The organism is Undibacterium sp. Ji42W (assembly GCF_049340405.1).
Lineage (GTDB): Bacteria > Pseudomonadota > Gammaproteobacteria > Burkholderiales > Burkholderiaceae_D > Undibacterium.
Genome location: NZ_JBMPOV010000001.1, coordinates 229156 through 253737, shown reverse-complemented (window position 1 = coordinate 253737; position 24582 = coordinate 229156). Strand labels below are relative to the sequence as shown.

Below are 24582 nucleotides of genomic sequence, written 5' to 3'. Positions count from 1 at the left end.
AGAAATTTGCACATGGGTTTGCTCTCGCGTTTTACACAGAAGCAAGAAACTTCCGATACTCAGGATAGTGGCGAATTCCGTTCCCGCGCTGAAGAAGACAGTATCGAAACTCGTTCCAGGACAAAAAAGGCAGAGCCCAGGCGGCGCTCTAAGGTCGATGATCCCATATTGCCAGAAAAAAAACGTGCCAGACGCCGCCTGATAGGCGCAGTTGCATTGGCGCTGGCTGCCATCATAGGTTTGCCTATGATCCTGGATTCTGACCCCAAGCCTTTGCCTGATGATATCAATATCCGCATTCCCTCCAAGGATAAGACGCCAGATATCACTGCCGATGCTGTCGCACCAAAATCAAAAAAACAACTGTCAGATGAGCCGCCTGAAGAAATCATAGAAGTACCAGCTACGCCCAAAAATAAGGTCGCTGCAAATGATGGCGCTGACAGGCAGATCAAGTCCATGACCACAGCGGGCGGTACTACGCTAGCCCAGACTGCGCCAGCAACGGTCAAGCCCGCCAAGTCTGAAGTAAAAGCAGAAGCAAAGACTGAAACAAAAACAGAAACCAAACCTGTAGTAAAAGCAGAAAGCAAACCTGAATCAAAAGTTGAGGTAAAGCCAGTTCCAACTCCAGTCAAAGCTGTGGAGAAGGATGTGGCTACGGCAAGAAATGAACCTAAAGCTGAGGCCAAACCTGCTAAGTCTGAAAAAATTGAAGTAAAACCAGTTGTCGCCAAAACTGGCAATACCGATGATGAGGCTGCCCGTGCGCTGGCCATACTCGAAGGTAAAACACCTCCAGCTACCAAGCCGGTAGTGAGCAAGCCTGAAGCCGCAGACAAGCCAGCAGAAAAATCATCATACGCAGTACAGGCTGGTGCATTTTCCTCGCAGGCCAAAGTGGATGAAGTACAAGCCAAGCTGAACGCGGCCAATATACGTTCATATACGCAAAAAATCATCACCACAAATGGTGAAGTAACTAGGATCAGGGTAGGCCCCTTTGCTTCCAAAGAAGAGGCAGATAAAATGCGCGCCAAATTAAGCAAGCTGGGCCTGAGTGCCAGCCTGCCACCCAACTGAATAAGTAAGGAATATCTGGCGTGACATTGTTTGATTATCTCGTGCTGCTGATCCTGGTTTGTTCTATCGTGATCAGTACATTGCGCGGATTAATTAAAGAAATTTTGTCGCTGGTCAGCTGGGTGGTCGCATTTGTAGTTGCCAATGCCTATAGTGATGTATTGGCGACCTGGTTGCCATCCATGGTGCCAGGCCAGATGCTGCGCCTGATCGTTGCCTTTATTGCCCTGTTTATCGGTGTGCGCCTGTTGATGGCGCTGATCATGATGGCGGTGGATGCCATGATCAAGGCCAGCGGCCTGACATTGGCTGATCGTGGTTTGGGTGGACTGTTTGGTCTGGCGCGTGGTTGTATACTGGTGTTGGCTGCCGTGCTGGTGTGCGGTATGACATCCATACCGCAACAGCCATTCTGGACCCATGCATGGCTTAGCCCCCTTGCAGAAACCGCAGCGCGCACGGTGATCCCGCTGTTGCCGGTCTCGGTTTCGGAGCATGTAAAGTTTTAATTGTTTTTTTTAGGAGTCCACCATGTGTGGCATCGTAGGCGTATTCTCAAATAATCCTGTCAATCAATTGATTTATGACGCGCTGCTGTTGTTGCAGCACCGCGGTCAGGACGCAGCTGGTATCGCAACAAACCATGGTAATAAATTCGCCATGCATAAAGCGAATGGCCTGGTGCGTGACGTATTCCGTACCCGCAATATGCGTTCTTTGCCTGGTAATGTCGGTATTGGACAAGTACGCTATCCAACAGCCGGATCCACCAGTGAAGAAGAAGCGCAACCGTTTTATGTGAATGCACCATTTGGTATCGTGCTGGCACATAACGGCAACCTGACCAATGCGGTGGAGTTGAAGATCGAACTTTTCAAAAATGACAGACGTCATTTGAATACGGATTCTGACTCAGAAGTTTTACTCAATATCCTGGCGCATCAGATACAGGAAGTTACTAGCGGCTATTCGCTTGATCCTGAAGGCTTGTTCCGCGCCGTCGCCATGCTGCACAGGCGTGTGCGTGGTTCGTATGCCGTTGTTGCACAAATCTCTGGCTACGGCTTGCTGGCTTTCCGTGATCCATTTGGTATTCGCCCTTTGTGTGTCGGTGTTTCACAAACTGAAAACGGCGCTGAATACATGATCGCCAGCGAATCGGTCGCGCTCGAAGGCCTGGGCTTCAAGTTCCTGCGTGACGTTGAGCCGGGTGAAGCCTTGTTCGTCGATATGGATGGTAAACTGCATACCCAGCAATGTGCAGATAATCCTAGCTTGAACCCATGTGCATTTGAATATGTGTATCTGGCCCGACCTGATTCGATTATCGATGGCGCATCGGTGTATCTGACCCGCCTGAAAATGGGTGAATACCTGGCCGAGAAAGTACGGAATCAATTCCGCGATGGTGAAATTGATGTCGTCATGCCTATCCCTGATTCTTCCCGGCCTTCAGCGATGGAGTTGGCGCAAAAACTGAATCTGGATTATCGCGAAGGCTTTATCAAGAATCGTTACATAGGTCGTACTTTCATGATGCCAGGCCAGGCTGTTCGTCGCAAATCCGTACGTCAAAAGCTGAATGCCATTGGTTCTGAATTTAAGGGCAAGAGTGTCTTGCTGGTCGATGATTCCATCGTCCGGGGCACGACCAGCCGTGAAATTGTACAAATGGCGCGTGAATCCGGTGCTCGTCGCGTGATTTTTGCTTCTGCCGCGCCACCGGTGCAATTCCCTAACGTGTATGGAATAGACATGCCTACCCGTAGCGAATTGATTGCCTATGGCCGTAGTGAAGAAGAAGTCTGCCGTGAAATCACTGCCGATGCCCTGGTGTACCAGGATGTGGCGGCAATGAAGCGTTCGATTTCTGATGTCAATCCGCTGTTGAAAAATATAGAAGCATCGTGTTTTGATGGTTTTTACATTACGGGTGATGTCACTTCCGGTTATCTCGACAAGCTGGAAACAGCACGCAATAACCCACGTCCGGATACTGAAGACTTGCTGCGTTCACAACTGAACCTGAACCTGGCAGATCGCGCCGACTGATCATCGAAATCTAAGCTTGCCTGAAAACGGCAGGCTGAATTTAAAAACCTGCTTACTTCAAGTAAGCAGGTTTTTTTGTGCTTTTGCTCTTGGTGTTGCCATATCTGTTGCAAACTCGCGCATAGTCAAAATTCTTGTTTGCTGTAAAAGCATTGTTTGAATTACCATTGTGAAACTGGTTTTTTTAAATTATGTTTATTGTTCTCCATTAAGGCAAATCCCATGGCTAGCACGCTGCTGGATGTACAGGACTTGACTAAATCATATGGCGCACGCAAGGTCGTTGATCATGTTTCATTTACTATTGAGCGCGGGCAGACCCTGGGTTTGTTGGGGCCAAACGGAGCGGGTAAATCAACCACGGTCAGCATGATTTGTGGCTTGTTGCAGCCTGAGCAGGGCCAGGTCTTGCTGGATGGGCAGATCATGGGTGCAGGCAATAACGCTGTTAAATTCAACATTGGATTAGTGCCGCAAGACCTGGCACTGTATGACGATTTGTCTGCAAGAGAAAATCTCAAGTTGTTTGGTGCCTTGTACGGGCTTTCTGGCGGCAAGTTGCAACAACGATGTGATGCTGTGCTGGAACTGGTTAATCTGGTGGACAGGGCAGGCGATAAGCCCTCGACTTTTTCAGGTGGCATGAAACGCCGCCTGAATATTGCTGCAGCACTTTTGCATGACCCTGAATTGTTGATACTGGATGAGCCAACAGTTGGTGTCGATCCGCAAAGCCGCAATGCGATTTTTGATAGTCTGGATGTACTCAAGTCACAAGGGCGGACGCTTATTTATACCAGTCATTACATGGAGGAAGTTGAGCGCCTGGCTGATCATATCGTCATTATCGACCACGGCAAAGTCATCGCCAACGAAACCCCGGCAGATTTATATCGTCGTTTGCCTGCCAAGGCAGCGTTGCAACTCGATCTGAATACGCAGATCACTGAGACAGATGTTGCTGCCCTGAGTGTTTTGCCAGGTGTCGATAGTGTGCATCTGTCAGACCACAGCAAACATCTGGATGTGACGCTGACTGAGCATGAAGTGGCTTTGGGTTTGCTGGCTTGGCTGGCAAAAAAAGGCTACAAAACCAATCATTTTGCGACGGCGAAAACCAATCTTGAAGCGGTATTCCTGACCTTGACTGGTCGTAGTTTGCGCGATTGATATTGCTCACGATTTGCGCCGCCCCCCCCAATAAGAATGCGAAATACTGAGGACCCATAATGACTGCCTTGATCGCACTGATACGAAAAGACCTGATCCTCTTCCTGGCTGACCGCCGTGCCTTGTTGCTCAACCTGGTCATGCCCATCTTGCTGGGAGCATTCTTTGGATTTGTGACTGGTGGCAGGGAGACTAAAGATGCGGCGAAGATAGAGATAGCAGTGGTCAGCCAGGATGATCATGTGATTAGCCAAAAAATAGTGAAGGGCTTGAAAGAAGAGGCCACCTTGTCGGTCAAGGAATTGCCTCTGGAAGAAGCCAGGGCCTTGGTGCTGAAGGGTAAGCTGAACATGGCAGTGCTGATACCAGCTAAATTTGGTGAGCGTGCTGGTGGCGCTTTGTTTGGTGGCAGGGAAAAGCCAGAGCTGGACATTTTCTATGATCCTTCTCAGACTGCAGTACTGGCCATGGTCAAGGGCATGCTGACGCAGCAAGTCATGCAAAGTGTCAGTGCCGAAATGTTTGGTGGCAAGTCTGGTACCAAATTTATTGACCAGAGTTTGCAAGATATGGAAAAAATGGACCAGACCAATAAAAGCACCGGGGAATTGCATGACTTTCTTGGTAGCCTGAAAAAATTCCAGCTTAGTCAGCAAAAAACTGAAGCTGCTGGCGTTGATGCAGGTGCTGATAGTTCAGCAAGCGCCGCTGGTGCAAAATCAACAGATACTACAAATGCTGGATTGAGCATGCCTTTCATTACCAAAGATCAGGCCATGACGGCGGGTGACCCCGTCACGAATAAATATAATGGTTATGCCCATTCATTTGCCGGCATGAGCGTACAGTTTATTTTATTCATGGCGATAGATGCGGGTATAGGTATACTGCTGGCCAGACGTTTGGGTTTGTGGAACCGCTTGCTGGCTGCACCAGTTGGTTTGAATACTGTGTTGATCGCCAGGGCGCTGTCATGTGCGCTGATTGCCTGTGGCCTCATGTGTTTTATTTTCTTGGTCGCAGTCTTCGTATTCAATGTGCAGATAGCGGGAAGCCTGCCTGGCTTCATCGGTGTAGTGATTTCTTTTTCCCTGATGACGGCCAGCTTTGGCCTGTTGATTGCCGCTTTTGGTAAAACCCCTGAAGCGGCGCGTGGCATATCTGTGTTTGCGACCCTGATCATGGTCATGCTCAGCGGTGCCTGGATGCCTTCTTTCATGTTTCCGCAATGGTTGCAAAGCTTGACCCTGATCGTACCTACACGCTGGGCAGTGGATGGTCTGGATGCCATGACCTGGCGGGGTCTGGGGCTGGATGCTGCTTTACCTGCAGTGGGTGTGCAATTGGCTTTTGCTGCTGTTTTTGGGGTAATTGCGCTATGGCGCTTCCGTAAAACTTGAAAGCCTCAGGTTTTTTCTGGTATCACAAAGTAACCGTCGCAAGCCCACTGTTTCAATTCTATACAAATATGAACCAGTGTTTGCTGGTATTCAAGCTTGCTTAAAAATACAATCCTGACATGAGCGAGCGCTGCCTGTTTGCGCTCATGCAGTTTTTGTGTTTTCACGTTTGAAACCTATGTATCCAAAATTTAGATTGCGTACCCTGACACTGGCTGTTGCCAGTGTGTTCTCAGTGACCACGTTTGCTTATGCGCAAACTACCTCTCCTGAAGCCATCAAAAGTACTGAGGAAAATTCTCAGGACGTGAAAGCCAAAGCCAAGACAGGCGACAAAAAGACTGAAGCAGCCAGCAAGGACAATATACAAAAAGTCACCATCAACGGTGGTCGTACTGACCAGGATGAGCGCCGTCAATCGACCGCCGCCAAGATTATTTTCGGCAGGGAAGAACTGGACAGGAATGGCGACAGCAATCTCGGTGAGGTGTTGAAACGCCTGCCCGGCGTCACCGTAGGCGGCAGGCCAGGACGTGGCGGTGACATACGCATGCGCGGCATGGGCAATGGCTATACACAGATACTGCTCAATGGTGAACGTGCACCGCGTGGGTTTTCCATGGATAGCCTGACTCCTGATCAGGTGGAGCGCATAGAAATCATTCGCGGCACTGTGGCTGAATACAGCACCCAGGCGATTGCTGGCACCATCAACATTGTCTTGAGGGAAGAGTACAAGCAAAAAGATATCGATTTGAAATTATCCATGGGCTACGAACAGGGCAGGCTGGCACCGAATGTGTCGCTGACAGTGCCTGGTGAAATGGGTAGTTTGTCGTATGCCTTGAGTGGTTCTGTTTTTCAGAATCGTCAGCATGATGATGGCAGTACTTTTACCAATTCTTATGATCATGGTTTACAGCGTGATCCTCAGACTGTATCTGAGACTTTAATACAGAATCAATATGATCAAACTAACCGCAGGACGACTGGCATTCATTTAACGCCGCGTTTCAACTATAAGTTTGAAAATGGCGACACCTTGATGGTGCAGCCATTCCTGATGAATTCGCGCAGTGATTCAAGTACCCGAAGTGATATTAATCTGATCGACCACTATGTAACTAAACTAGATAACACTAATGTACTTGCCACTAACGGCGATTTTGCCGTAGCAACCGGATCTGCGCACGCAGAGACGACATTCTTGCGCGGTTTTGGTAACTGGCAGCATAAGTTCGAGGACAACTCGAAACTGAATATCAAATTTGGCGGCGGACTGGGCAAGATGGATAGCAATTCCTTGCGCTATCAATTTGATAAAACCGGTAATCAGATCGACTTGATCAGCGATGTCAATAATACCCGGGACAGCAGTATTAATACCGGTGGTAAATTCACCAAGCCTTATGGCGAGGGGCACACATTGGCCGCTGGTTGGGATATAGAAATGGGTAAGCGCAGCCAGACCCGTATTTCACTGGATAATGGAAAATCGCAGTTCGCCGAATCAGGTGACAACCTGGATGCTAATACACGTCGCCTGGCTGTTTTTGCGCAGGATGAATTTGATATCAATCCACAGTTCTCCGCTTATGCAGGTTTGCGCTGGGAAGGTATCAAAACCAGCAGTACTGTAGGTGGCAATGCTATCGAGAATACTAGCAGTGTCTGGAGTCCGGTCTTGCATGGTGTCTGGCGTATTCCGGGTGCTGGCAAAGATCAGGTCAGAGCCAGTTTGACTCAAAGTTACCGTGCGCCAGCATTGAATGATTTGATCGCTGTGACTAGTATTTCCAATCAAAACAGTTTTTATCGTCCTGACCGCACCGGTAATCCTTTTTTGAAACCGGAGCTATCCAAAGGTATTGATCTCGCCTTTGAGCATTACCTGACGCGTGCAGGTATTATTAGCGCTAACTTTTTTGTTCGCGATATCAATAATCTGATACGCAGAAGCACAGATCCGGTTCAGGTTTTGGATTTGGCAGATGGTTTGTACAAAACGCGCCAGATTTCCAAGCCTGTGAATATTGGTCACGCAACAACCAAAGGCATAGAACTGGAAGCTAAATTCCAATTGCAGGAATTTTTTCCTGATGGCCCGGCTATTGATGTGCGCAGCAACTATAGCCATTTCTGGTCCACTGTGGATGATATCAAGGGGCCAAATAATCGCCTTGACCAGCAACCTACACAAACTGCCAATTTTGGCCTTGATTATCGTCCGGCAGGTATGCCGCTGACTATTGGCGGTAATATCAACTGGACGCCGGCCTACGAAATACAAAGCAGTAACGTCCAGATCAACCAGACGGGTATCAAACGTCAAGTGGATCTGTATGGTTTGTGGAAATTCAATCCAAACTTGCAAGTGCGCCTGTCAGCCAATAATTTGCGGGCCAATGATTATCAGAGTGGTAGCATAGTGAACTCGGACACACTTAACCGTATTGACTACAACACATCTAAAACCTACACCACCTGGACATTGCGTGTGGAGATGAAGCTGTGAATCATGCTATAAAAGCAATGGATCGTGCAGTGCAGCACGATCCTGTCTTGGAGAGTACAATGCGCCAGTAGGGCGGTGTATAGGTGCACGATGTATTGCTGCATGCACAAACAATTCCTGGCTAAAACAGGCAGTCTGGAAAAAATCAACACCGCCAGCCTGATTTTCCACCGTACTTATCATGTTATCTCCAGAATTAAATGCCGATTTACATAGCCACTCCGTCGTCTCTGATGGTGTGTTGACCCCGTCGCAACTGGCAGAGCGCGCCAAGTTAAATGGGGTGGATGTCTGGGCGCTGACTGATCATGACGAAGTGCGCGGCATCCCAGAAGCGCGTGCTGCGGCACTGGGCCTGGGCATGGGATATATTGCCGGGGTAGAAATCTCGATTACCTGGGCTGGCAAGACTATCCACATTGTTGGTCTCAATATCGATGAAACCAATCCTGATCTGGTCAGTGGCCTGGCGCAAACACGCTCAGGCCGTGAGCGTCGTGCGCGTGATATGGCGGCAGAATTATTAAGCAAGGCAGGTATCGCCAACACTTATGAGGGGGCGCTCAAATACGTTGGCAACCCTGACCTGATTTCGCGTTCGCATTTTGCCCGTTACCTGGTGGAGATTGGTGTCTGCGCCACGGTGTCCGATGTATTCAGACATTATCTGGCAGATGGTAAGCCAGGTTTTGTTCCTCATCGCTGGGCGACGCTGGCAGAGGCGGTGGGCTGGATACGTGGTGCCGGTGGTGTGGCCGTAGTGGCACATCCCGGGCGCTATGATCTTAGCCCCCTGGCTTACGATGCCTTTTTTACCGAGTTCAAGAATCTTGGTGGCCTTGCAATAGAAACTGTGACTGGCAGCCATACGGTGGATCAGTATGAGGAGTACAGCAGGATCGCTGCCCATTATGGTTTCTTGTCCTCGCGTGGTTCTGATTTCCATTCTCCCCAGGATGCAGAGGTCGATATAGGGCGGTTGCCTCCGTTGCCAAAAATGGCCAGACCTGTATGGGAGCAGTGGTCTCTGGCCTGAAAATGCTGCCTTGAAAACGCGGGTTTAAGCTATATCTGAAGGGCATGAATCGTGTGTTCCTTTGGGAGGTGTTCATGAAACGCATAGTCCTGTTCTTACTGACAAATCTGGCGGTGATTGCCGTCATGTCGGTTGTGCTGTCTGTATTGGGCGTTAACCGGTTTTTGACGGCGAACGGCCTGCAATTATCGACCTTGCTGGCATTTTCCCTGGTTGTCGGGTTTACCGGTGCCATCTTCTCTCTGTTGATCAGCAAGCCCATGGCAAAATGGTCAACGGGTGCCAGGGTCATTGAATCTCCATCTACATCAACCGAGCTCTGGCTGGTCAATACTGTCAAGGCCCTGTCTGAAAAGGCGGGGATCGGTATGCCTGAGGTGGCGATTTATAATGGCGAAGCCAATGCCTTTGCCACTGGTGCTTTCAAAAATTCTGCACTGGTTGCTGTTTCCACTGGCTTGCTGGATGGCATGACGCGGGAAGAGGTTGAAGCCGTACTCGGTCATGAAGTGGCGCATATCGCTAATGGTGATATGGTGACCATGGCGCTGATACAGGGTGTGGTGAATACTTTTGTGGTATTCCTGGCCCGGGTAGTTGGTTATGCAGTGGATAAGGCGGTATTCCGCAATAATAATGATGACAGGCCGGGCATAGGTTATATGATCACGGTATTTGTATGTGAGATACTGTTTGGTATTGCTGCATCCCTGATCGTTAACTGGTTTTCGCGTCAGCGTGAGTTTCGTGCAGATGCCGGTTCGGCGAAGTTGCTGGGTAACCGCCAGCCCATGATGCATGCGTTGGCAAGACTCGGTGGTTTGCAACCGGGCGAGTTACCAAAATCGATGGCTGCCTCTGGTATTAGTGATGTACCTGGCTGGAGTGCTTTATTCTCTTCCCATCCGCCACTTGAGCAACGTATTGCCGCATTACAGAACATGCGTTAATTTTATAATTATTTTGCGGCGGTAGCTGAGCTACCGCCTTTCTTCTTTTTATGAGCCAATTTTTTCAAATTCATCCTGATAATCCCCAACTGAGATTGATCAGGCAGGCCGTGCAAATTATTGATGATGGCGGCATTGTTGCCTTGCCTACCGATTCTTGCTATGCACTGGTTTGTCATCTGGACGATAAGGACGCTGTCACGCGGCTGCGCAAAATACGCGGTGTTGATGAAAAACACCATCTGACCTTGCTGTGCCGCGACCTGTCTGAAATTGCGCAATATGCCAAGGTTGATAATAGCCAGTACCGCATGTTGAAGGCAGCCACACCAGGGCCATATACCTTCATCCTGGAAGCAACCAAGGAAGTGCCGCGCCGCCTAAGCCACCCTTCGCGCAAAACCATAGGTTTGCGCGTGCCGGAAAATTCCATCACCCATGCCTTGCTGGAAGAGTTGAAGCAACCCTTGCTGGGTACCACACTGATCTTGCCAGATGAAGAAGAGCCTTTGACTGATCCTGAGCAGGTCAGAGACAGGCTTTCAAAACTCGTCGATCTGGTCATTGATGGCGGGGCTTGCAGCCTGGTACCGACAACCGTCATTGACATGACCGGCGGTGCTCCGGAACTAGTGCGACAGGGGCGGGGTGACGCTGCTTTATTCGGATTGTGATTGCCGGGTGCGGTTTTCCTTCAACGACAAACTTAAATAGAAACGCGCAATGGACTTGATAATCCAAACTATTAGCATTTATGCGCTCCCAGTTATTTTTGCAATTACCTTGCACGAAGCAGCGCATGCCTATGCCGCCAAATACTTTGGTGATTTAACTGCCTACAGCCAGGGAAGGGTAAGCTTAAATCCCATGGTGCATATAGATCCTGTCGGTACCATCCTTATCCCTGTTGTTCTGGCTGTCATTTATATTTCTACAGGGACTGGATTTTTATTTGGTTACGCAAAACCAGTACCAGTAAATTATTCCAATCTGAAAAAACCTAAGCGTGATATGGCATGGGTTGCTTTAGCAGGACCTTTGGCTAATTTAATCATGGCATTTGGGTGGTTGGTGCTTGCTGCATTGATTCAGGCGCTGCAGGTGCAAGACGAACTGTTGCTGAGTATGTCCGAGTTTTTCATGAAAATGGCGAATGCAGGCTTGATAGTTAACCTGATGATGTTTGCTTTTAATTTGTTTCCTGTCCCTCCTCTGGATGGTGGTCGCATACTTTTCAGCTTGCTACCACATAATCTTGCTTATAAATTTGCCCAGATAGAGCCTTATGGTTTCTTTATCGTCATGGGTCTGGCGATGATGAATATACTGAAATTTTGGATGGTCCCAGTGATGTTGGCAGCGAATTTTTTGTTATCACTGTGCATGTATCCTTTCGCTATTTTATTTGGCGCAGGTTGATACTCACCTTTTGTTGTTGGGAGCTTTTCTTTTGACTTCGCCTTCAGCCTGGCTGCAGCGCTTCCATTATTTGTTCACAACTCCCGGGCAAATACTTGATCTTGCCTGCGGAGCAGGTAGAAATAGTTTCTACCTGCATTCCCTTGGTTTGTCTTTGTTGGCACTGGATAAAGATGCTCAGAGCCTGGCTGGCTTGCAGGCCAAGGGTATAGAAACTAAAGTACATGACCTTGAGACTGGTGAGTGTGGCTATGACTGGCCTTTTGCCGAACACAGTTTTGCCGCCATCGTCGTCTGCAACTACCTGCACCGGCCATTATTCCCGCACATATTCACCAGCCTGAAACCGGATGGTTTGCTGATTTATGAAACCTTTGCTGCCGGCAATGAGAATTTTGGTAAACCCTCTAATCCTGCATTTTTGTTACGGCCAGGCGAACTTCTGGCGCAAATGCAGTCTAATCCCGCAGTGACTATGTCCATCATCGCTTACGAAGATGGCTATGTCGAGCAGCCTAAGCCAGCCATGGTGCAGCGTATTTGTGCCAGAAAAACTGGAAAAATAAGTGTTTTGGATAAGCTTTGAAGCAAATGCGCACAAGTTTAGAGGCTTATTCCAGCTATTTGCGCCCCGTTTAGCAGCGTATCCGCTACAATCAGGGTTTTACTTTTTTCTTGCATTAACATGACAAAGATTCAGGGTAGTCTGGTTGCGATCGTAACCCCCATGCATGCAGATGGCAGTCTTGATTTGCCTTGTTTGCGCAAATTGATAGACTGGCATATCGCCGAAGGCACAGACGGCATCGTCATCGTTGGTACGACAGGTGAGTCTCCCACTGTTTCTGTCGAGGAACATTGCGAATTAATACGTGTGGCGGTTGAGCATGCCAATAAGCGCATCCCTATCATTGCCGGTTCTGGCGGTAATTCGACTGAAGAAGCAATCAATCTGACCAAGTTTGCCAAGCAGGCTGGTGCGGACGCTTCTTTGCAAGTCGTGCCATATTACAATCGCCCTACTCAAGAGGGCATGTACCAGCATTTCAAGAAGATTGCTGAGTCGGTTGATATCCCTATTATCTTGTACAACGTACCTGGTCGTACTGTTGCAGACATGTCGAATGAGACTATACTGCGTTTGGCGCAAGTTCCTGGCATTATCGGTGTCAAGGATGCAACAGGTAATATCGCCAGAGGCACAGATCTGATACGTTTGGCCCCCGCTTCTTTCGCTGTATATTCAGGTGATGATGCAACGGCAGTAGCGCTGATGCTGTACGGTGGCAAGGGCAATATCTCGGTGACTGCCAACGTGGCTCCCAAAGCCATGCATGAATTGTGTGCAGCTGCCATGCGCGGTGATGTCAAGGAAGCCGTTGCCATCAATAACCGCATGATTCCTTTGCATAATAAATTGTTTATCGAACCGAATCCTTTGCCAGTGAAATGGGCGATGGTAGAAATGGGTTTGATACCAACTGGTATTCGTTTGCCTTTGGTGACGATGGCTGAGCAATATCATGAAACCGTTCGCGCAGCAATGCGTGAGGCGGGTGTATTACAATGACTCCCCCTGAACGGCTTGGAAACTTGCACGTTTGCTTCACGCAGTTTTAATTGATACTCGATACTAATACGTAGGGACTTTCACATGGCAAAAAGCTTTGTTGCTAAAAACGGCATCATAGGCGCGCTGGCGCTGGCAGGTTTGACTGGCTGTAGTTCAATCGGCAATATCCTCGAACCGAACCGGATCGACTATAGAAGTGCCAGTAAGGCAACGACTGCATCCTTGGAGGTGCCACCAGATTTGACGCAAATTCGACGCGATAGTCGTTTTTCCATTCCTGAAGCAAACAAAAGCAGCGCTACAGCGTCCAGCTACAACCTGGAAAAAGGAAATAAAGTCGCCACTGACTCTGGCGTAGTTGCGGTCAAGCAAGTGCAAAGCATGCGTATAGAACGCAATGGCAATGCCCGTTGGCTGGTCGTCAAAGACACGCCTGAAGCCCTGTGGCCACAATTGAAAGATTTCTGGCAAGAGCTGGGTTTCCTGATTAATGTGGAAAACCAGGAAGCAGGCGTCATGGAAACCGATTGGGCAGAGAACCGTGCCAAGATTCCTCAAGACCTTATCCGTAATACCCTGGGCAAGGTGCTTGATTCCCTGTACTCCACGGGTGAGCGTGATAAATTCCGTACCCGCATTGAGCGTAGTGCCAATGGTGAAGTAGAGATCTATATCAGCCATCGCGGTGCACAAGAAGTCCTGGTTGGTGCGCAAAAAGATGGTACGGTATGGACGCCTCGTGCTGCTGATCCTGGCCTTGAAGCTGAGTTCCTGTCACGCCTGATGGTACGTCTGGGTTCTGATGGTGAAAAAGCCAAAACTGCTGTGGCGTCACCTGCTGCAACAGGCAAGCCGCACTCTCAATTGCTGAAGGTTGATGGCAAAACTTTTGTTGAAGTGGATGAGGCATTTGACCGCTCATGGCGCAGGGTAGGTCTGGCGCTGGACCGCATAGGCTTTACAGTGGAGGATCGTGACCGTTCCCAGGGCTTGTACTTTGTCCGTTATGTTGACCAGGACATCGATGCCAAGACCAAAGGCGCCAGCGAAGGCTTCTTCTCCCGCCTGTTCTCGTTCGGCTCATCCAGTGATGCCGCCAAGAATGCGCAGAAATACCGCATCCTGGTCAAGAACACGACGACCGGCGAAACCAGCCAGGTATCCGTACATGGCAGCGACGGCAAGGTCGAATCTTCACCAGTAGCAGACAAGATCCTGCAACTCTTGAACGATCAACTGAAGTAATTGCTTGTTACGTAAAAAAGCGAGGCTCAGCCTCGCTTTTTTTGTTTTCCGCCACTAGAGAAATATATCCGCGAATTTAGTTGCCGCGGACATGCAGCTAAGTTGCAGTTTGACTACAGCTTAACTGCAGCGCATCTTCAGCGATTCTATATACGCTTGCCCATCTGGTGGCAAGCCTGTTCTTTGTGAGTTCCATATCATTTCCCCCAGACATTCCATGATTTCATGGTGTGCTTCATGCTCAGACTGAAGTTTTCTGGCCAGTATCTGAAACGCCTGTTTGATACCGGGTGGCTGATCAACCGAGATCTGTTCGGCTATCGATAAGTGCATGGACAGGTGCAGAAATGGATTGCTTTGCCCCTGATCCACGCTGTAATTGGCTTCAAGGGCTTGCTCTATGTTTGCAAGCGCATTGTCATACTCGGGATGCTGCCTGATCCAGTCAGAGGCAATGATTTCTATTGGTGTCAGTATCAGGTTTTCGCGGGTTTTCCTGAAGGTTTCACAAAAAAAACGGCGTACATCGTGCTGGCTAGGGGTAAACATGAACTGGTCCAAATTAAAAAGTGCGCCTATTGTAAAAGGTATTTTCTTTTGCTGCCCTGAAGCTTTTGACGACTTGGGTTATTATCCTCCGATTATTTGAAAGGAATACTCCATGTTATCCAAAGACGCACTTGACACCTTGTTTACCAATGCACGTACCCACAATGCCTGGCTGGACAAGCCGGTTGCTGATGTGCAATTGCAAGAAATATATGATTTGATGAAATGGGGCTCCACTTCTGCCAATTGTTCCCCGGCACGTATCGTATTTGTCAGGTCCGAAGCTGAAAAACAAAAATTGCTGGGCTGCGTTTCACAGGGCAATTTTGAAAAAACCAAAACAGCACCCGTGACTGCCATCATCGGCATGGATATGGAGTTTTTTGAAAAGTTGCCGCAATTATTCCCGCATGCAGATGCCCGCTCATGGTTTGCTGGCAACCAGGCGAACATCGATGCAACGGCTTTCCGTAACTCATCGCTGCAAGGTGCCTACTTCATGCTCGCCGCACGCGCTGTAGGCCTGGATTGTGGCCCTATGTCGGGTTTTGATGCAGATAAGCTCAATGCTGCCTTTTTTGCCGGCACAACGATTAAAGTCAATTTCATCTGCAATCTCGGTTATGGCGATGCACAGCAATTGTTCCCACGTTCCCCACGTCTGAGTTTTGATGAGGCGTGCAAGATAGTCTGAATCTCTTGACGCTCTGTTAAAGAACAAAAGCCTGCAAAAATGCAGGCTTTTGTTTTTGCGTGAATGTTTTTTAAACTGAATCCGGCAAGGGCGTCTTTTGCTTGAATTCGCACAAGTCGGCGATCATGCAATTCCAGCACTTGGGTTTTCTGGCGATACAGGTGTAACGGCCATGCAATATCAGCCAGTGATGCGCATCCTGTTTGAATTCTGCGGGCACGAATTTCATGAGTTTTTGCTCAACGATATCGACATTCTTGCCTGGTGCAATACCGGTGCGGTTCGATACCCGGAAGATATGCGTATCCACCGCGATAGTCGGTTCGCCAAAGGCCGTATTCATGACGACATTAGCTGTTTTCCTCCCTACGCCGGGTAAGGCTTCCAGTGCTTCGCGCTGGCGTGGTACTTCACCACCATGCTCAGCCATGAGGATGCGGCAAGTCTCGATCACATTCTTGGCCTTGGTGCGGAACAGACCTATGGTTTGTATGTAGGGGATCAGACCATCAACACCCAGGGCATGGATTTTCTTGGGTGTATTCGCCACTGGATAAAGCAGACGGGTAGCTTTATTGACTGACACATCCGTGGCCTGCGCTGACAGCAAGACTGCGATCAGTAACTCAAAGGGCGTGGTGTATTCGAGCTCAGTAGTCGGATGTGGATTTTGTTCTCGCAAGCGTTCAAAAATGGCCTGGCGTTTTGCTGCATTCATTGCTTGTCACCTTTTGCTGAGTCTTCTTGTGTTTGTAGTTTCTTGATGCGCGCTCTTTCTATGGCTGCCGCAATGATGGCTTTCTTGCGTTCCTTGCTGGCAGTTTCTTCTTCACTGAGTGCTGGCTCTGCTTCGAGTGCCACGAGTTTGTCTGCCGCCTTGGCCGCCAGTCGCTCATCATTCTCCTGTTTTTCGCGTATCAGGCGCCGATTCCGCGAAGTGTAGAGTTGACGTGATTTATCCGCTTGAGTCTGGCTCCATGCATCCCAGCCGGTTTGTCCTGTCGTGACGGGCAGCATGTTGATGCAATCGACAGGGCAGGGAGCAACGCAGAGGTCGCAGCCTGTACATAGCTCACTGATAATGCTGTGCATTTGCTTGGGCGCACCGATAATCGCATCGACCGGACAGGCTTGTATGCACAGGGTGCAGCCTATGCAATAGGCTTCTTCTATCTTTGCGACCGGTCTTTCGCGCTCAAGCCCGTGAGTGACGTCCAGTGGAATGACGGTCTTGCCGAGTATGCTGGCAAGTCGCACTACACCTTCCTGCCCACCTGGTGGGCATTGATTGTAGTTGGCCGTGCCATTGGCAACGGCTTCAGCATAGGGGCGGCAAGCAGGGTAGCCGCACTTGGTACACTGGGTTTGCGGCAAGGCGTTTTCAAGCTGATCTGCTAGAGATTCTGACACGGTGATCATAAAAGATAATGGAGAGCCGTGATTATCCCCCTAAATATCAACACCCACAAACAAAAAAGCCACGAGGCCTTGAGCATCGTGGCTTTTGTTGGTTCTGGTTTATTCAGTATGGATCAGGAGTGCTGCTTGATGAATTCGCCGATTTTCGGGCAAATGATATCTCGCCAGCGACGGCCGGAGAAGATGCCGTAATGGCCAGCACCAGGTGCTACATAATCCTGCTTCATATTGGCAGGAATACCGCTGCACAAATCATGGGCTGCCTGGGTTTGGCCCGCGCCTGAGATATCATCAAGTTCGCCTTCGACCGTGAACAGGGCAACGTTCTTGATATCTTGCGGCTTGACCAGCTTGCCTTCAACTTCCCATGTGCCAGTTGGCAGACGGAATTCCTGGAACACCAGTTTGATAGTTTCCAAATAGTATTCAGCAGGCATGTCCAGGACTGCATTGTATTCATTATAGAATTTACGATGCTGTTCTGCTGACTCATCATCACCCTGTATCAGGTGCTGGTAAAAGTCCCAGTGACTTTGGGCATGGCGGTCAGGGTTCATGGCAACAAAGCCGGTGTGCTGCAAGAAGCCCGGATAGACCTTGCGGCCATAGCCAGGGTAATTTGCAGGCACGTTGTAGATCACCGTATTTTCAAACCACGAGAATTTCTTTTCCGTCGCCAGGTTGTTGACTTGTGTTGGCGATTTGCGCGGATCTATCGGGCCACCCATGAGCGTCATGGTTTTAGGCAGCAAAGGATCTTTGGCAGTCGCCATCAAGGAAATCGCCGCCAGTACTGGCACAGTCGGTTGGCACACTGAAATCACATGGGTACCGGCCCCCAGGAAATGGATGAAATCCTGGACGTAGTAAATATAATCATGCAGATGGAAGGGGCCGGCCGACAAAGGCACCATGCGTGCATCTGTCCAGTCGGTAATATACACATCATGCTTGGGCAACAAACCGCGCACAGTGTCGCGCAGCAGTGTTGAGTGGTGACCAGATAAAGGAGCAACCAGCAATACCTTGGGCTGATTCAGCTTGCTCAATTCTTTGTCGCTCAGGACTTTTTTAAAGTGCAGCAATTTGCAAAAAGGCTTGATGACTGCTGTGCTTTGCGCAATCTCGACTTCTTGCTTGTCTATGGTGGTAGACGTGATACCGAATTCTGGTTTTTCGTAATCTTTACCCAGGCGGAACAATAGTTCATAGCCCGCTGCTATGCGCTGTGAGTAAGGTGTATGCGCCAGTGGTGACACTGGATTGGTGAACAGTTTTGAAGATGCTTCTGCCCATTGAGTCAGGGGGTTCAGAAAGGCGCGATTGAGCTCATGAAATTGATAAAGCATAGTGAATCTTTCAAATAGGGGCTACGCATTCACTCGGTCAAAACAGGATAGCTGGAACCAAATGATACAGGGCGAAACAAGCCTGGAACCTGCTTACGATCTTACTGCGCGGGCGTGATCGGGACTGATGTGCTGCTCAAAATGCGCATGTACCAGAGGACATTCCGCTTTTTGCGCTGCTCTTCGCCCCGCTGACGCTCTCTCGCCACAGATCGTAAACAGGCTCCTGGAAAAAATACTTAATCGTACTGTTGCAATGCATCATAAACCAGTTTCAAAAATTTTTCGCTGAGCAAAAGATTTGCACCACTAGTTGGTGTGAATTAATGTTAAATTATTGATTTATATGCAATGATTTCTTGTGGAAATGTTGAAATTTAAGTTATTTTTCAAGAATTAGACGTTTCGTTTGCTGTCGCGAAACTGAAAATCACTTGATTCGTTTATTTATTCAGGTAAAAGACACAGTTTCAGGCAATGTTCATCCATTGGCAGGTCACTCGCATTAATATTGCGGTATGTGTAGTGCCTGATACAAGGGTTATGAATTTAAGCCAGCGCCTGAGTATGGACTTGGCTCAGGTTTAATTGGATTTTTCACCGCATCATTTCTTTCTGAAGAGCCGAGCAGAATGAGTAAAGATAGTTCTCTAGCAGAAATTCATTGGCGCGAGCTTTGTCTCGATGCATTGGACTTGATGCGCGATAATCCGGCAGATGGCCGCAAGGTAGCCGCCGCCATGCGCTTGCAAGATGCTGTTAAAAGTAATCCCACCGCCTTGATTGCTGCGGACCTGATTGATGCCTTTGCTGATTATTTTGATGATCATATGGAGCAGGCTGCCCCCGTATTTGATCGCGCAGCAACGCTGTTTGAATCAGTGGATGAGCATGAGGGAATGGCATTTGCCCTGTTTGGCACTGTTGCAGTCTGGCGTCGCCGTGGCAAGGTGCAAGATGCCTATGCGCTTTGCCATTCTCGCATCGTGCCGGCTTTGCGCATGAAAGTCAGCCGCATTTCTGTCGTGGTCTATAACACCCTGGGTATTTTGTCTCAGGAGTTGGGATATACCGAAGAAGCCATACGTCATTTTTATACAGCATTGAACGACGCCCGTGCGCTGCAAATTCCAAATCGTGTGGCGCAAGTGACTGCTAATCTGGGTGAGATTTTTTATGTCAGCGGCAATGCAGAAGATGCCGAAGTCTTGTTGCAAGAGGCAAGGGATATTGCTGTCAATTCCAGTGAGCGCTGGCTGGCACCTTTTGTGTCCACCATGCTGGCTTTGTGCAAGGTATCGCTGGACAAATATGAAGAAGCCTATCAGGCCATTGCTTCATATATTGGCGGTATCAAGAGCGGAGAAAATTCTGATAATTCCAGTAGGGCATTTTGCCTCTCGGTAGCTGCCTATACGCTGGCCATGCGTGGGCAGGTGGATGAGGCAGATAAGCTCAGTGATGCTGCAATGAAGTTACTGGACAGTTTTGAAGACAAGCATTTGAAACCATATAGCTGGTGGGTCAGTGGTCACCTGCACCGCATCCACAAGCGTTATCCCGAGGCCATCCGTGACTTGCGTCGCGGGGTTGATGAAGTCGGCGGCAATGGTTATATCTATATGCCCTTGCGAGCACTTAAGGAATTGTCTGAGATATTTACCGAAATGGGGGAATGGAAAGAAGCGTATCACGAGCAAAAGCGGTATCTTGATTTGTTTGCCAAGGCGCAGGGTCTGGCAACTCGTGTGCATGTGCAAACCTTGCACATCAGAAATGAATTAAAAGAAGCCGAGTTGGCACGCCGCATGGCTGAACGCGCCATGGTTGAGCGTCGTCAGCTCGAAGATGAACTCAAACGCATTCTGGCCGAACGTGAAACTATTTTGGAAAATTCCATCGTCGGCATGGTTTTCCTGAATAACCAGGGTCGGGTGCAATGGGTTAATACGCCGCTGTGCCAAATATTTGGGGTGGAACGCGATAATGTCCTGGGGGCTTCGCTGGAGCCCTTCTACGAGTCTCGTGAGGCGTATCTGGAGTCAGGTGCTCTGGTCAATGAGTCGGTTCTCAAGGGTGTTGCTTTCGAGACTGAATTGAAAATGCGGCGGAGTGACGGCACCGTTTTTTGGGTGCATTTCTCTGGTCGTGCAGTGGATAAAACCAACCTGACCCATGGCACAGTCTGGGTGGTCATGGATATTTCTGCCCGTCGCAAACTCGAAGAAGACTTGAGCAAGTCTGAACAGCATTATCGCCAGCTCATCAACAACGTGACGGAAGGCATACTGGTCGTGCAGGACGGCCGTATCGTATTTGCTAATCCGCGCGTGCAAAGTCTGACTGGTTATAGGGCTGATGAATTGGGACAAATGTCATTCATCACCGCAATTTACCCCGATGACAGGCCTATGGTGATTGATCATCACACACGGCGCCTGCGCGGCGAGGATGTTGAGCAGTACTATCATTTCCGTATCGAAAATAACCTGACCCGCTCCATCATCTGGGTGGAGCTCTCCGCAGTCATGATTGATTGGGAGGGGCGTCCTGCAACGCTGTCTTTTGTCTCAGATATCACGCAGAGAAAATTGCTGGAAAGCCAGCTCAAAGAAAGCATGGCAGAGCAGATCCGTCTGCAAACTCTGCAAATGCAAAATGAGTTGAAGGAGTCAGAAATGGCGCGCCGTCATGCAGAAGAGACGACAGAAGCCAAATCCATGTTCCTGGCGAATATGAGCCATGAAATCCGCACACCGATGAATGCCATCATTGGCATGGCACATCTGGCTTTAAGAACAGAACTCAATCCCAAGCAAAAAGATTACGTAGATAAAATACATAAAGCTGGCATTTCTTTGCTGGGCATCATCAATGACATACTGGATTTCTCCAAAATTGAAGCAGGCAAGCTCAATATCGAGCAAGTTGATTTTAATCTTGATGATGTGCTCAATAATATCTCTGCGGTAACGACTGACAAGGCGGATGAAAAGGGCCTGGAATTCCTGTTCCGTGCGCCGCCGGATATTCCGCGTTACCTTAATGGCGATCCATTAAGGCTGGGACAAGTCTTGATCAATCTCATCAACAATGCCATCAAGTTTACCGAGAAGGGTGAGATCTATGTTACTTGCCAGACGCTGGAAATGGCTGGGGGCAAAGTCAAACTCAAGTTTGAGGTGCGTGATACCGGCATAGGAATGTCGGAAGAACAGTCAGAAAAACTATTCCGTCCTTTCAGCCAGGCAGATGAATCTACCACCCGCAAATTTGGTGGTACTGGATTGGGCTTGTCGATTTCCAAGGGTATGGTCGATTTGATGGGAGGTGAAATCGCTCTCAGCAGCGAGCCTGATTGTGGAACCTGCGTGTATTTCACCGCCTGGTTTGGCATAGCTCAGCCTGTGGTGCAAAGACAGGTGATACCTGGCGCCATTAATGGCATGCGTTTGTTGATTGTTGACGATAATCCCGCCGCTGCCGAGATTTTGCAGGAGATACTATCCGAATTGCCTGCCGATATTGACGTCGTCAACAGCGGGGCAGCTGCTTTGCAGGCTGTGATGGAATGCAATCAGAGTAACCCCTACGGCGTGATATTTACCGATTTGCGCATGCCTGAGATGGATGGACTGGAACTTATCACTTATTTGAAGCGCGATGGCTCTTTACAGCCCGCACCATTGACGGTGCTGGTCAGCGCGCATGGGCGTGAAGAGGTCAGCTACAGGGATGATATTGCTCTGCCCGATGGATTTTTAACCAAGCCTGTGAATGCTTCCACTTTGGTGGATTGTCTGGTTGAATTGTTTTCCAGCAGCAGTTACGCCATCCCTACCAGTCACGGAGTATTGGTGCCCAAATACACGGACTTGCGTGTGCTGCTGGTGGAAGACAATGAGATCAATCAACAAATTGCCCGTGAATTAATGGAGGCTGCTGGCGTTGTTGTTGATATAGCCGGTAACGGAAAAATCGCAGTGGATATGATCAGCAAAACCAGGCCTGAATATTATGGCGTCGTCTTCATGGACGTACAGATGCCAGAAATGGATGGGCATGAGGCAACCCGCTTAATCCGTGCAGATACACGTTTTGATGATTTACCCATCGTCGCGATGACGGCACATGCCATGGTGGAGGAGCGAGAACTATGCTTTGCTTCTGGCATGAATGCACATCTTGCCAAGCCCATTAACCCCAAAGAGTTGTATCACGCCATTTCACATTGGTGCCCTCATCATGTGTCTGGCAACAATTTTGACAATGTCCAGCTTCCTATACAGGACATCAGCAATAGTTTGCAGATTGATGGGGTTGATGTTGAAGAGGGTTTGAGCCGCACGCTTGGCAACCGCTCATTTTATCTGGAATTGTTATCGCGTTTTTGCGATGATCAGCGCCACGTCGTTGAACATATACGCAGTGCCTTGGAGGCAGGCGATATTTTGCTGGCAGAGCGTTTGGCGCATACCCTCAAGGGCGTTGCTGGTTTGATAGGCGCAAAAGCCATACAACCTTATGCAGCAGAGCTTGAATTGAAATTGCATGACAATGCCAGTTTGGTGGAACTGGCACCTGTGCTTGATGGGTGCGCGCAAACAATGCTGGATACGATCAACGCAATTGACAAGGTTTTGGCACAGGAGAAAATCTCAAATAAAACTGAGGTCAAAGTGGTGGAGTTGTTACCGGTTGATCATGCGCTCATGCAAGACTTGCTTGTAAAATGCTGTAACTTGTTGCGTGATTACGATGGCGAAGCGGTCGACTTGCTGTTAGAGTCAGGAGATATGATCGCCAACGTCTTTGGCGTCGATGTGCAAAAGCAAATCATGCGTGCAGTCAGGCAATTTGACTACGATGTGGCCCTGAATTTATTAAGTAATAGTGCGAAAAACCTCGGTTATGAAATACTCTGATTTGATAGTATCCAGTTTGATGCATGGCATTCATAAGAATGCGGGGCAATTACTTCTTATCGAGGTGATGTATGAATGAAGTATTCGATCAAAATGCCAAGCAGGTCGTCCTGATCGTCGACGACACACCCGACAATATTTCACTTTTGTCGGGATTGTTGAAAGACCAGTACAAAATCAAGATTGCTACCAATGGTTTGAAGGCTTTGCAAATCGCGTCCAGCCTGCCTGGACCTGACCTGATTTTGCTTGACGTCATGATGCCGGAAATGGATGGCTATGAAACCTGTCGCCGCCTGAAGGTAGATACCGCTACTGCAGATATACCCATCATTTTCCTAACCGCCAAAAGCCAGGTGCAGGATGAAGAAATGGGCTTGCGTCTGGGGGCGGTTGATTACATCAGCAAGCCCATCAGCCCACCAATAGTGCTGGCAAGAGTGGCTACGCAATTGAACCTGGTCAGGGCACGCCACCTGTTGCAAGACCAGAATAAACATCTGGAAAGCCTGGTACAGGACCGGACGCGCAAGCTGGGCAAGATGCAAGATGCCATTATTATGGCCATGGCTTCACTGGCCGAGACACGGGATAATGAAACTGGCAATCACATTCGCCGCACCCAAAATTATGTCGCAGCGCTGGCCCGCAAGTTAAAAAATCATGCGCGCTTCGTCAATGAGCTGACAGATGAAAATATAGATTTGCTCTACAAGTCGGCCCCGCTGCATGACATAGGCAAAGTAGGTATTCCCGATAATATCTTGTTGAAGCCTGACAAACTGACTTCAGAAGAATTTGAAGTCATGAAGCTGCATACCGTCTATGGACGTGAAACCATTATCTCGGTAGAAAAATATCTGGGTGAGAGTAATGAGTTTTTGCGTTTCGCCCGTGAGATCACGTATTCACATCAAGAGAAATGGGATGGTTCAGGCTATCCGGAGAATCTGGCAGGTGACGCCATACCGCTCTCTGCGCGCCTGATGGCGATTGCGGACGTCTATGATGCCCTGATCTCGCGCCGCGTCTATAAGCCTGCATTTTCGCATGAGGAGGCCATCGGCATCATGCGCAAAGGACATGGGACGCATTTCGACCCTGATATTCTGGACGCCTTTCTGGAAATTACTGAAGAGTTCCAGCAGATTGCCAATCAATTCAAGGAGTCGGATTCTCATATCCCGGTGAATTAGGGGTTTG

At 49.0% G+C, this 24582-nt stretch carries 22 protein-coding genes; 16 read left to right on the top strand and 6 right to left on the bottom strand.

Annotated features, from left to right (window positions below):
- The first annotated feature begins 12 nt into the window (after positions 1 to 12).
- The 5 genes from ACO0LG_RS01130 to ACO0LG_RS01110 all read left to right on the top strand — a co-directional run bounded on the left by ACO0LG_RS01130 (position 13) and on the right by ACO0LG_RS01110 (position 5705).
- Positions 13 to 1083, top strand: a complete 1071-nt coding sequence (locus ACO0LG_RS01130; RefSeq protein WP_423022500.1) for an SPOR domain-containing protein — start codon at positions 13 to 15, stop codon at positions 1081 to 1083.
- A gap of 20 nt (positions 1084 to 1103) precedes the next feature.
- The gene (locus tag ACO0LG_RS01125; RefSeq protein WP_423022498.1) at positions 1104 to 1592 is read left to right on the top strand and encodes a CvpA family protein; all 489 of its coding nucleotides are present in this window, start codon (positions 1104 to 1106) and stop codon (positions 1590 to 1592) included.
- Positions 1593 to 1614: 22 nt separating this feature from the next.
- The gene (purF, locus tag ACO0LG_RS01120) at positions 1615 to 3135 is read left to right on the top strand and encodes an amidophosphoribosyltransferase (RefSeq protein WP_423022496.1); all 1521 of its coding nucleotides are present in this window, start codon (positions 1615 to 1617) and stop codon (positions 3133 to 3135) included.
- 222 nt (positions 3136 to 3357) lie between these two features.
- A complete protein-coding gene (locus ACO0LG_RS01115; protein ID WP_423022494.1) occupies positions 3358 to 4305 on the top strand; it encodes an ABC transporter ATP-binding protein in 948 nt (315 codons plus the stop codon).
- 59 nt (positions 4306 to 4364) lie between these two features.
- On the top strand, positions 4365 to 5705 hold the full coding sequence (locus ACO0LG_RS01110) for an ABC transporter permease (RefSeq protein WP_423022492.1): 1341 nt from the start codon (positions 4365 to 4367) through the stop codon (positions 5703 to 5705).
- Between the two features lie 5 nt (positions 5706 to 5710).
- On the opposite strand, the gene ACO0LG_RS01105 is transcribed toward ACO0LG_RS01110, so the two are convergent.
- Positions 5711 to 5872, bottom strand: coding sequence for a hypothetical protein (locus ACO0LG_RS01105; protein WP_423022490.1), 162 nt, complete (start codon positions 5870 to 5872; stop codon positions 5711 to 5713).
- A gap of 11 nt (positions 5873 to 5883) precedes the next feature.
- Between ACO0LG_RS01105 and ACO0LG_RS01100 the strand changes: the two genes are divergently transcribed.
- Positions 5884 to 8220 carry a TonB-dependent receptor plug domain-containing protein gene (locus ACO0LG_RS01100; protein WP_423022488.1) on the top strand — a complete coding sequence of 779 codons (2337 nt, stop codon included), beginning with the start codon at positions 5884 to 5886 and terminating at the stop codon, positions 8218 to 8220.
- A 6-nt stretch (positions 8221 to 8226) separates the two neighbouring features.
- On the opposite strand, the gene ACO0LG_RS01095 is transcribed toward ACO0LG_RS01100, so the two are convergent.
- The gene (locus ACO0LG_RS01095) at positions 8227 to 8403 is read right to left on the bottom strand and encodes a hypothetical protein (RefSeq protein ID WP_423022486.1); all 177 of its coding nucleotides are present in this window, start codon (positions 8401 to 8403) and stop codon (positions 8227 to 8229) included.
- On the opposite strand from ACO0LG_RS01095, the gene ACO0LG_RS01090 reads away from it, so the two are divergent.
- From ACO0LG_RS01090 to bamC, 7 genes are all read left to right on the top strand, one after another.
- Positions 8402 to 9256 carry a 3',5'-nucleoside bisphosphate phosphatase gene (locus ACO0LG_RS01090; protein ID WP_423022484.1) on the top strand — a complete coding sequence of 285 codons (855 nt, stop codon included), beginning with the start codon at positions 8402 to 8404 and terminating at the stop codon, positions 9254 to 9256. The genes ACO0LG_RS01095 and ACO0LG_RS01090 overlap by 2 nt on opposite strands.
- A 74-nt stretch (positions 9257 to 9330) precedes the next feature.
- Positions 9331 to 10206 (top strand): protease HtpX, encoded by an 876-nt coding sequence (gene htpX / locus ACO0LG_RS01085; RefSeq protein ID WP_423022482.1) that lies wholly within the window; start codon positions 9331 to 9333, stop codon positions 10204 to 10206.
- 50 nt (positions 10207 to 10256) lie between these two features.
- On the top strand, positions 10257 to 10880 hold the full coding sequence (locus tag ACO0LG_RS01080; protein WP_422970573.1) for an L-threonylcarbamoyladenylate synthase: 624 nt from the start codon (positions 10257 to 10259) through the stop codon (positions 10878 to 10880).
- A 49-nt stretch (positions 10881 to 10929) separates the two neighbouring features.
- Positions 10930 to 11625, top strand: a complete 696-nt coding sequence (locus ACO0LG_RS01075) for a site-2 protease family protein (RefSeq protein WP_423022480.1) — start codon at positions 10930 to 10932, stop codon at positions 11623 to 11625.
- 31 nt (positions 11626 to 11656) lie between these two features.
- Positions 11657 to 12211, top strand: coding sequence for a class I SAM-dependent methyltransferase (locus ACO0LG_RS01070; protein WP_423022478.1), 555 nt, complete (start codon positions 11657 to 11659; stop codon positions 12209 to 12211).
- A 99-nt stretch (positions 12212 to 12310) separates the two neighbouring features.
- Positions 12311 to 13195, top strand: coding sequence for a 4-hydroxy-tetrahydrodipicolinate synthase (gene dapA / locus ACO0LG_RS01065; protein ID WP_422951002.1), 885 nt, complete (start codon positions 12311 to 12313; stop codon positions 13193 to 13195).
- Positions 13196 to 13279: 84 nt separating this feature from the next.
- On the top strand, positions 13280 to 14443 hold the full coding sequence (gene bamC / locus ACO0LG_RS01060) for an outer membrane protein assembly factor BamC (protein WP_423022476.1): 1164 nt from the start codon (positions 13280 to 13282) through the stop codon (positions 14441 to 14443).
- A gap of 120 nt (positions 14444 to 14563) precedes the next feature.
- Here bamC and ACO0LG_RS01055 read toward each other — a convergent pair whose 3' ends face one another.
- Positions 14564 to 14992 (bottom strand): DUF1841 family protein, encoded by a 429-nt coding sequence (locus ACO0LG_RS01055; protein ID WP_423022474.1) that lies wholly within the window; start codon positions 14990 to 14992, stop codon positions 14564 to 14566.
- Between the two features lie 112 nt (positions 14993 to 15104).
- On the opposite strand from ACO0LG_RS01055, the gene ACO0LG_RS01050 reads away from it, so the two are divergent.
- Positions 15105 to 15686, top strand: a complete 582-nt coding sequence (locus tag ACO0LG_RS01050; protein ID WP_423022472.1) for a malonic semialdehyde reductase — start codon at positions 15105 to 15107, stop codon at positions 15684 to 15686.
- Positions 15687 to 15756: 70 nt separating this feature from the next.
- On the opposite strand, the gene nth is transcribed toward ACO0LG_RS01050, so the two are convergent.
- From nth to ACO0LG_RS01035, 3 genes are all read right to left on the bottom strand, one after another.
- Positions 15757 to 16404: an endonuclease III gene (gene nth, locus ACO0LG_RS01045; protein WP_423022470.1), complete on the bottom strand. Its 648-nt coding sequence runs from the start codon at positions 16402 to 16404 to the stop codon at positions 15757 to 15759.
- Positions 16401 to 17105 (bottom strand): electron transport complex subunit RsxB, encoded by a 705-nt coding sequence (gene rsxB, locus ACO0LG_RS01040; protein ID WP_423022468.1) that lies wholly within the window; start codon positions 17103 to 17105, stop codon positions 16401 to 16403. The genes nth and rsxB overlap by 4 nt, the downstream gene beginning before the upstream one ends.
- Positions 17106 to 17218: 113 nt before the next feature.
- A complete protein-coding gene (locus ACO0LG_RS01035; protein WP_423022466.1) occupies positions 17219 to 18454 on the bottom strand; it encodes a polyhydroxyalkanoate depolymerase in 1236 nt (411 codons plus the stop codon).
- 632 nt (positions 18455 to 19086) lie between these two features.
- On the opposite strand from ACO0LG_RS01035, the gene ACO0LG_RS01030 reads away from it, so the two are divergent.
- Both ACO0LG_RS01030 and ACO0LG_RS01025 read left to right on the top strand, forming a co-directional pair.
- Positions 19087 to 23379, top strand: coding sequence for a response regulator (locus ACO0LG_RS01030; RefSeq protein ID WP_423022464.1), 4293 nt, complete (start codon positions 19087 to 19089; stop codon positions 23377 to 23379).
- A 71-nt stretch (positions 23380 to 23450) separates the two neighbouring features.
- The gene (locus tag ACO0LG_RS01025) at positions 23451 to 24575 is read left to right on the top strand and encodes an HD-GYP domain-containing protein (protein ID WP_423022462.1); all 1125 of its coding nucleotides are present in this window, start codon (positions 23451 to 23453) and stop codon (positions 24573 to 24575) included.
- Positions 24576 to 24582 lie beyond the last annotated feature (7 nt).